Annotated in this window: 6 protein-coding genes; all 6 read left to right on the top strand. The window is 43.5% G+C overall.

What is annotated here, in order from left to right; genetic code table 11:
- Positions 1–17: 17 nt before the first annotated feature.
- The 6 genes from RYH73_RS19270 to RYH73_RS19245 all read left to right on the top strand — a co-directional run bounded on the left by RYH73_RS19270 (position 18) and on the right by RYH73_RS19245 (position 13,012).
- Positions 18–1,403, top strand: coding sequence for a DoxX family protein (locus RYH73_RS19270; protein ID WP_335315107.1), 1,386 nt, complete (start codon positions 18–20; stop codon positions 1,401–1,403).
- A gap of 28 nt (positions 1,404–1,431) precedes the next feature.
- Positions 1,432–2,961: a hypothetical protein gene (locus tag RYH73_RS19265; protein ID WP_335315106.1), complete on the top strand. Its 1,530-nt coding sequence runs from the start codon at positions 1,432–1,434 to the stop codon at positions 2,959–2,961.
- Between the two features lie 101 nt (positions 2,962–3,062).
- Positions 3,063–6,287, top strand: a complete 3,225-nt coding sequence (locus RYH73_RS19260) for a SusC/RagA family TonB-linked outer membrane protein (RefSeq protein WP_335315105.1) — start codon at positions 3,063–3,065, stop codon at positions 6,285–6,287.
- Between the two features lie 10 nt (positions 6,288–6,297).
- Positions 6,298–7,809, top strand: a complete 1,512-nt coding sequence (locus RYH73_RS19255) for a RagB/SusD family nutrient uptake outer membrane protein (protein ID WP_335315104.1) — start codon at positions 6,298–6,300, stop codon at positions 7,807–7,809.
- A gap of 131 nt (positions 7,810–7,940) precedes the next feature.
- On the top strand, positions 7,941–9,392 hold the full coding sequence (locus RYH73_RS19250) for a sulfatase family protein (protein WP_335315103.1): 1,452 nt from the start codon (positions 7,941–7,943) through the stop codon (positions 9,390–9,392).
- 422 nt (positions 9,393–9,814) lie between these two features.
- Positions 9,815–13,012: a SusC/RagA family TonB-linked outer membrane protein gene (locus RYH73_RS19245; protein WP_335315102.1), complete on the top strand. Its 3,198-nt coding sequence runs from the start codon at positions 9,815–9,817 to the stop codon at positions 13,010–13,012.
- The last annotated feature ends 3 nt before the right edge of the window (positions 13,013–13,015 follow it).

The following is a 13,015-nucleotide window of genomic DNA, read 5'->3' as shown; positions in this document are numbered from 1 at the left end:
TAATTAACGCAAATGTTATGAGCATATTAAAATTTAAAGGGGAAACGGCTAAGGAAGCTGTGAATATCTGGAAACTATGGAAACGTAATCTGTTTCGGTTTCTATTTATTTTCCTGCTCTTTTTTATCGTGCCGATAGACTGGAAATTTTATCGCCAACTGTTTTCGATCGATTGGACCAACCTGCAGTTCTACCATTTATTGTCGTTGGCAAGATACCAGCCAGCCTTCTTCCCTTTAATTGATGAAGAAGGTGTTCCGGTATTGGGCATTGCATCTTATGCTAATTGGCTGTTAGGTATTGGTGTAGCGCTGATAGGTGGTACCATCTGGGCGATGCTAGACAGGAAGAGAGAAGAATATACAGTGTTATATTACTGGTTATGGCTTTTAGTAAGATATCGACTGGCGATTGCCTTGCTGTCATATGGCTTTTACAAACTTTTTGTGCAGCAGATACCCTATCCTTCTTTGAGCAATCTGTTTACCAATTACGGTGATTTTTATGCATGGAAAATCTATTTCCAAACGACTGGTATATCCCCGATATACGTCTCCTTTCTGGGCTTTGTGGAGATCTTCGCGGCGTTGCTTATTCTTAATCGCAAAACGGTGACTTGGGGTGCCGGCTTGGTGATTGGTTTTTTGGGTAACGTTGCGGCTGCAAATGGTTTTTATGATATAGGTGAACTTTCATTTAGCACTTTGCTCGTCATTTTTTCGGTTTTTCTTTTTGCACAGGATGTACCACGTTTGTACAATTTATTAATAAAGGAGAAACTGGCGAAGGCTAATACTCGGGTGCCTGATTACGGAGATAAAACGCTCGTACGATTGCGTATGGCAGCCAAACTGGTTGTGGGCGTTTTAGTGGTATTATTTGCCTATACCGCTTACAGCAGTTGGTCTAGTGGATTTGGATCGTATAAACTACCTCAACAAGCTGGGTTGCCCGGAGCTGCGGGCTTCTATAAAGTAAATAGTTTTATTATCAATAGGGATACGCTGCCTTACGCCGCACAGGATTCAACCAGGTGGCAGGATGTGATCTTCGAAAAATGGTCTACGTTGAGTATTAAGGTAAATAAGCCGGTTCAGATCGATAGAACATCGGCAGATGAATGGCAAGAAAAGGACATCGATAGAAATTATGAGCTGGCGGGCTTTAGTGGGCGCCATTATTATCATTATGATATAGATGCTGTCAACCATAAACTGCATCTACAGAACAAAAATAGGCATCATCGAAAGGAAAAGTTATCGCTGACGTATTTACAACCGAATGATTCGACACTGGTGTTGACTGGAGTCAATGCTTCAAATGACTCCATTAAAGTAGCGCTTCAAAGAATAAATAAGCCTTATATGCTTTTTGAAGGCAGGCGGAAAGCCGCTAGGTTATAATATTTGTAAACATTTAATACTGAAAAAAATGGCTAATTTAAATATAGATAAAGAGCCGAAGCCGAATGTACCAGTACATGATGTGACACCTCATCACGAAAATAGCCGTGAGATGCAACCCGCGCTAGCGCAAAATTGGACCTTCGCGCAAAAAACGATCTTCCGGATCGTAGGTGTTTACCTGTTTCTGTTATGCATTCCTTCTTATTATAATTTTTACGCTCATCTTTTTAACTTAAAATTGGATAAACTCACGTATCACGACTTCCAGAGTGTGGTCGCTTTCTGGCCTCCGCAGTTGGTGCTGATAGAATCGGAGGAGGGAGTGTTCGGTATATTGAATTATGTGAATCTGGTACTTCTGTTTTTGGTATCTATAGTGATCGGTTTCGTATGGACTTTTTTTGATAAAAAATCTAAGGTATACGATAAATTATATTACTGGGTCAGCGTGATCGTTCGTTACCGTTTGGCCTTTGGTATGGTAGGATGGGGATTAAAAAAGGCTTTTCCTATGCAGATGGTATACCCCACAGTTGGTATGCTCAATACACCTTTTATTGACATGGCGGAGAAGAAGCTTTACTGGTCGCATGTGGGCGTATCATTTTGGTATACGGTTTTCTTGGGCTTTGCAGAAATTATACCCGGACTTTTATTGCTTTATCGAAAAACGGCTTCGTTGGGCGGTGCATTGGCGGCTGTTGTTTGTTTTAATATTGTATTGGCTAATCATGCATTTGATGCAGGCGTTGCAGTGCCTGCCGCTTATTTTACTATTTTGGGTGTCTTTGTTGCCTGGAATGATTTGCCAAGAATATGGAAACTTTTGGTAAAGGAAGAAGACGTGTTACTTCAGCGTTACTATCCGGCTTTTTCTAAAGGTTGGCAAAAAGGCCTGCGATTAACGTTAAAATGGGGTTCTATTTTCATATTTGTGCCATTGGCCGCTTCCTTCTGGGGCTATGGTTTTTTTTATGGGAACAATTATAATTTGCCAAGTACGCCGGGGATTGCAGGACTTAAAGGCTACTATGAGGTGACTTTATTTGAAAAGAATGGCGAGCCGATTGCCTATAATCCGGATGACTCCCTACGCTGGCAGGACGTAATTTTTGAAGAATGGTCTACGCTAAGTTTTAAAACAAAACGTACTGCTTTGGTTGATCGGATGATCGGTTATTCACCGCTGCGTGTAAAAGGTGATAAGACAAATAAGGAGCTCAATCAGGTAGATACGCAGGATTCAGATGAATTATTTAAGAGTAGCCGGAATAGAGATTTGGGGGTAACCCGATGGGAAGTAGGGGGGATGGCCGGAAACAGAAGTTATTTCTTTTATGAAGCAGATACCGTTAGAAAGGTGCTGAAATTGCAGAATAAGAATAAGAATCATCAATCAGAACGTATGATTTTGCGGTATGAACTGCCTGAGCCCGGGAAAGTTGCTTTGATCGGAACGAACCAATATGGTGATGCTATTCGGGTATTGTTGAAAAAAGTAGAAAAGAGATATCCGTTGGTAGAAGGAAGACAGAGTGAAATTGCACAATTTTAATGGTAAATCTGTCGGTTAAACTATCCCCAAATATTTCATTTACTTAATAAATAAATTGCCGGAGTCTTACCTGGCTTGAATACGTCTTAAATTTCAAATAAATGTGTATTAAACAATTATTTTTAGGATTCATATTACAAGGAATCTTAATTTTCTACTCATCGGTACTATTTGCGCAACATCGACCGGTACAAGGTACCGTTGTTTCTGTACATGGTGAACCGCTTCCTTCCATCAGTATAAAAGTCAAAAGTGGTCGAGAGGCCACCAGCACCGACGCGGAAGGTAAATTTACGATACCCGTTGCTGCGAATGCTACTTTACTGTTTTCCGGAGTAGGGTACACCACGTTGGAGGTGGCTGTTCAGGAGCGGTCTATATTACGAGTTATCTTGACAGAAGACATGGCTGCGCTGAATGAAGTCGTGGTAGTGGGTTATGGTGAGCAGAAAAAGGCATCGGTTTTAGGGGCGATTTCATCGTTTGACGCTAAAACAGTTCAGGAAAGGCCTATTGCTCGGGTAGAAGAAGCATTGATCGGTCAAATGCCCGGTGTTCAGGTAAGGCAGCAAACGGGAATGCCCGGATCCGGATTAAGCATTCTGGTCAGAGGGGCCGGCTCTGTTAATGCAGGGAATGAACCTTTATATGTAATTGACGGATTTCCGCTGGACGTTTCCAGTCAGAATGCGGCAGGAGGTTTCGGTGTTAATCCGCTTAATAGTATTTCACCTAACGACATTGAAAGCGTTCAGGTCTTAAAAGACGCGGCGGCAGGAGCCATATACGGTTCAAGGGCCGCTAATGGCGTTGTTTTGATCACAACCAAAAGAGGAAAGAACGGGCAGGCAAAAATTACATTGAACGCTAATACAGGTTTTAGCAACGTTGCGAAAAAGTTAGATGTGCTTTCTCCCGAAGAGTGGATTGAAATGGCCACGGAGGTGGCTAATACCAACTGGGTGCGCTCCGGAACAGGAAGGACGGCTAATCAGACAAATGACGAACGTCGGGCAATTCTCGGTTTGGGGGAAGGTGAATACAACGTGACTTACATGCCGGATGATCGATGGTTGCAGACTGGCTATCCAGGACTTCGTTTGGTGGATTGGCAGGAGGAGATCTACCGGACAGGGCTATATCAAAATTACGATTTATCAGCTAGCGGTGGAACGGATCATCTCAATTATTTTGTTTCGGGGAATTACTTGAATCAAAAAGGGAATCTACTGAATAGTAGCTTTCGGAATTTTGGAGCGAGGGCCAACTTAGAGGCACGGGCTAAAAATAAATGGAGATTTGGGCTGAATTTGAACCCGTCCTACAGCGAAACCAATAATCCGGGGGCAGAAGGAAAGGATAATGTTCTCATGAACGCGGCAACTTTGACGCCGGTGGTTGAGGCTGATGCGGGATTGGAAACCAATGCTGGGCCTTATTCAAACTATGGGTGGGCTACAGCTCGTTTAGCGAGTCCGGTTGCGGTATTAAACAATACGATCGGACTCACCAAGCGCACCCGTATCCTGTCTTCCATCTATGCCGAATATGAGATTTTGCCAAATCTAAAGGCTAAAACGACAGTAAATTATGATGACATTAACCAGACGACTAAGGCTTATGTTTCTGATTATGTAGCTGTGGGTGGGGCGGCAGATCGGATCAGCAATCCCGGGAAAAATGCCAGTGGCTCTTACAATGGCTTCCGTCGTCAAAACTTTGTCAATGAAAATACCTTGAATTATATACATACTTTCAACAATGTCCATAACCTGAATGTGCTGGCAGGTATTTCATATAACTGGGTACACAATGATAATTTCGGGTTGAGCACGGCAGGAGGATACGCAAACAATATCATCGAGACCATCAATAACGCCATACCTAATAACACAGGGGTTACGGTAAATGGAAATACAACAGAAAATACGAATACACTGTTTTCTTATTTCGGTCGCGTTCAATATGATTATGAAGGAAAGTACCTCTTGTCGGCATCGATTCGCCGCGACGCCTCTTCGAAATTCGGATCACAAAGCCAATGGGGAGCATTTCCATCTGCTTCTGTAGGATGGCGTATTTCGGAAGAAGATTTCCTGAAATCCTCGTCGGTGATCAGTGATTTGAAACTTCGGTTCAGTTATGGAAAATCGGGAAATAATAATATAGGAAACTACAATGCGATACCGGTATTCACGCAATCAGCTTATAATTTCGGAGGCAATACGCCTATTGCTGCCAGTGGGCAGGTATTGGCGGGTTTGGCCAATGCTGCATTGAAATGGGAAACCGCTAATACCTATGATGCTGGTTTGGACGCATCCCTTTGGGGGGGAAGACTCTCGCTGGTCGTAGATGTTTATCAAAAGCGAAATAAGGATCTCCTGCTGAATTTGCCCGTGCTAGGAGCCAGTGGATTTAGCAGTAGCTTGCAGAATATAGGAGAAGTGCAGAATAAAGGGTTGGAAATCGGCATCAATTCCGTCAACATAGTCAAAGGTGCGTTTACCTGGTCGACCAGTGCTAATATCGCTTTTAACAGCAATAAAGTACTGTCGCTGAACCAAGACGGTTCACCGATTTATATCGCTTCCGCTTATAGCGGTAGTAATCCGCCTTTTATCCTACAACCTGGCCTGCTTATGTTCAGTTATTACATCACCAAAACCGATGGTATTTTAACACAGGCCGATATTGATAATCCCAATGTTGCCAAAGTGAGAAACCAAACAGCAGGTGATCCAAAATATGTGGATGCGAATGGCGATGGTGTGATCAATGCGGACGATCGCCAAGTGGGAGGGCAGCCAACACCTAAGTACACATGGAGTATTACCAATACCATCAGCTATAAAAATTTTGACCTGAGTGTGCAGATCTATGGCCAACAAGGTGGCGCTATCATGTCCTTTTTGGGTAGGGCACTGGATTTTTCGGGCTCTACCACTGCAAATGTGCTGGGTATCTGGAGAGATCGTTGGACCGCAGATAGTCCGAATTACGAAGCCCCGAGAGGGAAATTCGGTGCTAATTATACCGTTCCTGCAGTAACTTCAGATTGGATTTATTCGAGTGATTTTTGGCGAATACAAAATATCACCTTGGGTTATAAGCTGAATGCCTTGGTAAAAAAGGGTGTATTCAGCAGTGCAAGAATATATGCTTCTCTTCAAAATTTTTTCGGCCATGATAAATATACCGGCGGCGTCAATCCGGAAGCGCAAAATACCAATGTAAGCGGGAACGGTAGCTATCCGTTGGCGGCTGATTATGGAGCGATGCCGTTGAGTAAAACGGCGTCGTTGGGTATAAATATTACATTTTAATACAAATTTCATGAAAACATTGAATAAACGAGTTATGGACCGGTTTAAGCTTGCTGTAATCTTTTTTTTCTCTTTGCTGCTGACGTCCTGTGATAAACAATTGGATCAACAACCGATCTCTGATCTTACCGAATCGAGCTTTTATAGTAATACCAACGATTTTTTGCAAGCAGTAAACGGTGTGTACAGTAAGCTGACATCTTATCCGAGCCAGGTGTTATGGTTAGGAGAAATGCGTAGCGATAATATCAACGCTATTCATGATGGCAATCGTGATTGGCAGGGTGTAAATGATTTTTTGCCGTCGATAACTACTACGGGATTTGTATTAAACGCATGGCGTGATAACTTTAATGGAATATTCAACGCAAACAGCACGCTGGACGCATTAAAAACGAAGGGGGATGTCATTACGGACGTCGCATTGCGTTCGCGGCTAGAAGGGGAGACCCGCTTCCTGAGGGCCTTTTACTATTTTCAGCTTATTCGTTTGTTTGGTCCGGTGCCGCTGATTAGCGAACCGTTATCGGCCGAGGAAGTGACAACGGTTCCGCGTAGTAATCCGGAAGCGGTTTATCCATTGATTATAGAGGATCTCACCTTTGCCGGTGAAAACCTGCCCACAAGTTATGATGCCTCCAATCTAGGGAGGGTGACATCCAATGCGGCAAAGGCCTTGTTGGGGCTGGTTTATCTGACCCGTTCGGGAGCTTCCTACGGTATTTTGGGCCCTGGTTTGGATAGCAATGAATATGATAAAGCACTTGCTTTATTTAATGACGTAATTGCCTCGGATCAGTTTAGCTTGCTGGAAACGTATGCTGATATCTTCAATTATGAAAACGAAAACAATAAGGAGGTGATTTTTGATGTGCAATTTATGAGCAGTACAAACGGCGCCTCCTTTCCCAGCCATCTGGCACCTGTTGCTTTCTGGACAGATCAGAAACTTTCCAACGCTTATGGAAACGGCTATGGGTCGAGTAGCTTTCAGGTGTCTAATGGTCTTCGCCAGGCCTATCAGCATGGTGGAGCTGATAGCCAAGATGCGCGCGAAGAGTTTTCTATTCGATTAAGTTATAAAAGCCCCTTTATACAAAAGTATATAGATATCGATAAAAGAGGACTGAACGGCAGAGATTGGCCTATTAATTTTATTGTGCTGCGCTACACCGATGTTTTACTGATGAAGGCCGAATGTATTTTACATGGAACTGGAGGAACTGCACAGGAAGCACTGGAATTAGTAAATCAGGTTCGTATCCGAGCCGGTGTACCGGCGCTTACGGCTCTCGATGAAGATATTTTATTAGAGGAACGCCGGAGAGAATTCGTAGGCGAGGGGCTACGTTGGAACGATCTGATCCGTTTTGGTAAGGCGGTGGAGACCATCAATAATTGGAAAGTAACGGATGATCTGTCAAATATACAGACCATCGACGCCAATGCATTGATCTATCCCCTGCCCGCCGAGGAGCTGTCGGTGAAGGAAGGATTGTATGCGCAAAATCCAGGTTACTGACGCTTATTGGTTATTCCTCGTTCTGTTTCTTTAAAGAGTTAATCGGATTTCCTACAGTTTCTATGCAAGAATTTAGATAATTCGAAAATCACATGGCCTTGGTCGAGTTTTTAATTGAAAAATAAACATTTATGAAAAAAATCATCTTGGTTAGCGCCCTCTTAAGCATTTTTGTCTGTATCGGCAAGTGCCAAACACCTCCGGAAAAGCCAAATATCATTTTTATCATTGCTGACGATATTAGTCAGGAGGATATCGGTTGTTATGGGAATAGCCATATAAAAACGCCTCATATCGATGCAATTGCAAATGAGGGTTTACGGTTTACACATATGTATGTCACATCGAGTTCCTGCAGTCCAAGTAGAAGTAGTATTTTGACGAGTCGTTACCCACATAACACCGGAGCGGCTGAGTTGAGTACGGAGTTACCTGCAGATCTGATTTACTTCCCTGAGCTATTACGGCATGTAGGATATTACACGGCACTTGCCGGAAAATGGCATGAAGGCAAAAATACGGCAAGGGCTTATGATACTTTGTTAGTGGACCGCGTTCAAAACGGCGAGGGAGGTGAGGAACAGTGGCTAGAATTATTGCGCAATAGACCGAAGAATAAACCCTTTATGTTTTGGCTGGCGGCTTATGATGCGCATCGTACATGGTCTGCAGATGCTGCATTTGAAAAGGTTTACAGACCAGAGGAGGTTCGTGTTCCGCCAACCCTGCTTGATACCAAAAAAACGAGGGAAGACCTTGCGTTGTATTATAACGAAATATCGAGACTCGATGCATATGTTGGCGAAATCAGACAAGAATTAAAAGAGCAAGGGATACTAGATAATACCATCGTGATTTTTATGGCGGATAACGGACGCGCTTTTCCCGGAAGTAAAACACGCCTTCTGGATAGAGGTACGCTGGAGCCTTTTTTGATTAGTTGGCCTCATGGTATAGCGCATAAAGGATGTTCTGCAGATGCGCTGGTAAGTAGTATTGATATTGCACCGACTTTATTGGAACTGGCCGGAGTGGGGCCTGTAACGAGTTTTCAAGGACGTAGTTTTTCTTCTTTGCTGAATCATCCTGATGAGGACTTTAGAACGTATATTTTTACAGAGCACAACTGGCATGATTACGAGGCATATGAGCGTGCTGTTCGCACTAAAGACTTTCTCTATATAGTGAACGAGCGATCTTATTTGGATAATGGGGGGCCATTAGATGTGTTCAATAGTGCTTCAGCAGCCGTGTTACGAGCCAACCGCAAGGAGCTAAATGCTTATCAAGCGGATATGTTCCTTCGACCACGACCACGTGAGGAGTTTTACGACAATCGGAAGGACCCTTTGCAGCAATCAAATCTTATCGCGGACAAAAATTACGTACAACAGATTGATCATTTACGGAGCATCTTGAAGCAATGGCAAAAGGAGACCGGCGATGATTTGCCGGATAATCTAACCCCAGACTGGTACGATAGAGAAAGCGGCCGCCCACTTCCGCAAAAAGGTATACGAAAAGTCATGCCCGGAAAATCCCGCGACGCGATAAAGATTAATGTAAATGGACCCTTTGAGTGATAGGGGTTTCTAGCTTGTAATTCATTAGAAAATCTTAACTATGATAGTATAAGCCTTCAAGAAAGTATATACGTAGAGATCCTTGTTGCGTTATTAATTGAAAAATAACCTCAAAATCATGTAATTTAATATCAGTGATAAAATCTATAGATTTAGTAGTTTATATGAAAAATCTCGTTATATTTGTTTGTCAACTAACTTTAAGAATCTGATGAAAACAAATGTACGAACATCTTCAGGCCGGGGAACGCAGTTGCTCCGGCTTCGGTTTAACTGCATATCATATTCCGTTTACAAGCGATGTTGTTGTTGAGAAACAACAAAAGGAAGTGCAAATCGCACTTCCTTTATAGCAATTAATAAATGGGCCATCAATTGGCGTTGGACGCCCATTCAGTTATTAATCAACTTACGGTAAATATATGCAAAAACTTGCAAAAGGCTGGAAATTTGCTTTTCCGGTTCTTATTCTTTTTTTCTTCGCTCCATCCTACGGCCAAATTCAGACCAAGCCAATTGTCAATGCAACTATCTATGGAAAGGTCATCGATTCGATAAGCCGGACGGCTTTACCCGGTGCATCGGTACAACTTGAAGGGGTAACGCATCGTGTAACGACAGATGAGGAAGGGAATTTCAATTTTGTGACCGGACAGAAACTTCCGGCAACACTCGTGGTCAACTATATCGGTTATAAACCAAAGATCGTCATTGTTTCTGAACTACCTATTGAAATTGTACTGGAACCGCTGCTCAATCAGCTAAGTGACGTGGTAATAACAGGCTATTCGTCGCAAAGCAAACAGCTTTATACCGGTTCTGCCTCTCAGGTAAAGGCCACTGCATTGGAAAACCGGCCTGCTCAATCATTCGACCAACTCCTTGGTGGTCAGGCTGCAGGCGTAAATATCGTTCAACCTAGCGGGGCACTGAATGCAACTCCGGTCTTTAGAATAAGAGGTATAAACTCGATCACGTCCTCTGTGTACCCGCTTATTATTGTGGACGGTGTAACCGTGTTTACGGGATCGGCAGGCGGTGATGTGGGCAACAACCCATTGGCTGGAATAAATCCTTCCGATATTGAGACGGTGGATGTACTCAAAGATGCTTCCGCAACTGCTATTTACGGTTCGCGCGCAGCCAACGGTGTGGTCGTCATTACGACCAAAAAAGGTAAGCCCGGTAATGCAAAGGCAACCTACGATGGATGGGTAAGTTTCAGCCGGCCTTTCAACTTGCCCGAGCTGCTTAATGCCGCAGATTATGTGGCGATTAAAAACGAAGCGAGAACTAATGCCGGTCTGTCGGAAGGTTTTGTCCTCGGTCAGGATAAGAATGGGAAAAACATCGAAACAGACTGGTATGATGTGGCTTATCACACGGGGGTTTCGCATAATCATAACTTCGGTATTTCGGGCGCCACTTCAGCTACCAATTATTACCTTGCTACCAATTTTACCGATCAGAACGGTATTATCCGAACAAATAACTTCACCCAGAAAGGTGTACGACTTAATCTGGAACACGAGCTTAATAAGCTTTTGACAGTCGGAGTGAATGCTACTTATAACAATTCGGTGAACAGTGGGCCAAATACAGGCGCTATTGGTCCCAATTCGGTTGCCGCTTCTACAGGTACGAGTGTAAATACCCAATACATCGGCCTTCAGCCATTGGGACGACTTACCTATATTCTTCCCCCCAATGTACCGGTATACCTTGAAGACGGTTCTTATAATATTAATGCAGCAAACGGTAACATCGGCTATGGACCTAACAACCCTTCGCTGGGCGTGTTCAACGCATACAACTTACAAACGATTCTTGATCTCGACAAGAATCGATCTGAAAGCAATTCTTTCGTTGGAAGCGTGTTTGCTGAATTATCGCTATTGGAAAACCTGAAATTGAAAACGCTTTATGGACTTAACCATCTGCAGGTGGAGAATACCAGCTTTCGAAATCCACTCAGTGGCGATGGCTTTGTAACTAAAGGATCTGCTACTAACGGTACAACGAAGTATCAAAGAGCTAGTTGGACCAATACACTTTCTTATGCAACGAATTTCGGTGAGGAGCACCATCTCAGCGTTTTATTAGGACATGAAATTATAAAAACCTCCGTTGACGGATGGGGCGCGACAAGAAGCGGTATGTCTGATCCGTTTTTTACAAGCTACCAAGGCGGCTGGACCAATATCACACCGGCTAATAATATACAGAGCGAACATGCGATTCTATCCTACTTTACGAATATAAACTATGACTATGCCGGCAAATACCTGCTAAGTGTAAACTTACGCCGCGACGGCCTGTCCGCTCTGGCTAAGGGAAACAAATGGGGAAACTTTGGAGGAGGATCGGTGGGCTGGAACATCTCTGAAGAAGAGTTCTTTAAGCAATCTGCTGTTGTTAGCACTATAAACGCGCTGAAGGTTAGGGGTAGCTACGGTGTTGTGGGAAACAGCAGTTTGAATGATTATGCTGCGCTCTCCATTTACGATGCCGGTACCTATGCCGGCTTCCCGTCGCTTAATTTTTCGCAGGCGGGTAATCGTAATCTGCAATGGGAATCCAGCAAGAAATTGGATATAGGCTTGGAAATAGCCTTGCTGAATCATCGTTTAAACTTGTCAGTAGATTATTACAAGAACGACATCGATGGATTGATTCTCAGCGCACCGCAGGCTTCATCACAAGGTATTCCAGGTAACGCGATCACAGCCAACGTGGGAAGCCTGTACAACCAAGGGTTCGAATTTGCTATCAACGCGGCACTGATACAGAAAGAAGCGTTTAAATGGAATGTGGATTTTAATATTTCCACGTTAAAAAATAGGGTGACTTCACTTGGAGATGGAGGTGATATTTACCCAACTTCACTGAGCACGTTCGGTATCCAAAATGTAACAAGGGTAGGTTATTCGGCTGGTTCTATCTTTGCCGTTCCAACTGATGGGGTAAACCCTCAAAACGGAAACCGAGTTTTCATTAATCGGAATGACGAAAAGGTACAGTACGATGCTATCAATAAGAGCTTCAGTTACTTGGATGGAAGCGTTGCTCCGCGTATTGACAACTACGCAGATGGCCGTATTTTGGGGAATTCATTGCCGACATATTACGGCGGTCTGAACAATAACTTTTCTTATAAAAATTTCGATCTCAGCATCGGGATCATTTTCTCGGGCGGAAACAAGCTGCACAATGGTACCAAGGCTACCATCTCCGATCAACGCTATTTCAACAATGGTGTGTTTATAAAAGATCGCTGGACAGAACCCGGCCAAGTGACAGACGTTCCCAAATTGGTTTGGGGTGACAGCTTTTCAAACGGATTTTCCACAACAATATCATCCAATGTAGAGGATGGCAGCTTTGCCAAACTAAAAAATCTGATGATCGGTTACCGAATACCTTTGGGAAAATCCTCCCTACGAAACTACCTGTCGTCGCTACGGATTTATGCGCAAGCTACGAACCTCTTTACCGTAACCGGTTACAGTGGTTCTGACCCTGAGATATCCATTAATGGGAATTCTATTAATTCAGGAAAGGATCAGAATGTGCCGGTCAATGCGCGCGTGTTTACGGCAGGAATTAATGTAGGCTTTTAAATC

The organism is Olivibacter sp. CPCC 100613 (assembly GCF_036959255.1).
Classification (GTDB): Bacteria; Bacteroidota; Bacteroidia; order Sphingobacteriales; family Sphingobacteriaceae; genus Olivibacter.
Note: the sequence above shows the minus strand (reverse complement) of the source record. Positions and strands in the feature narration are given on the sequence as shown.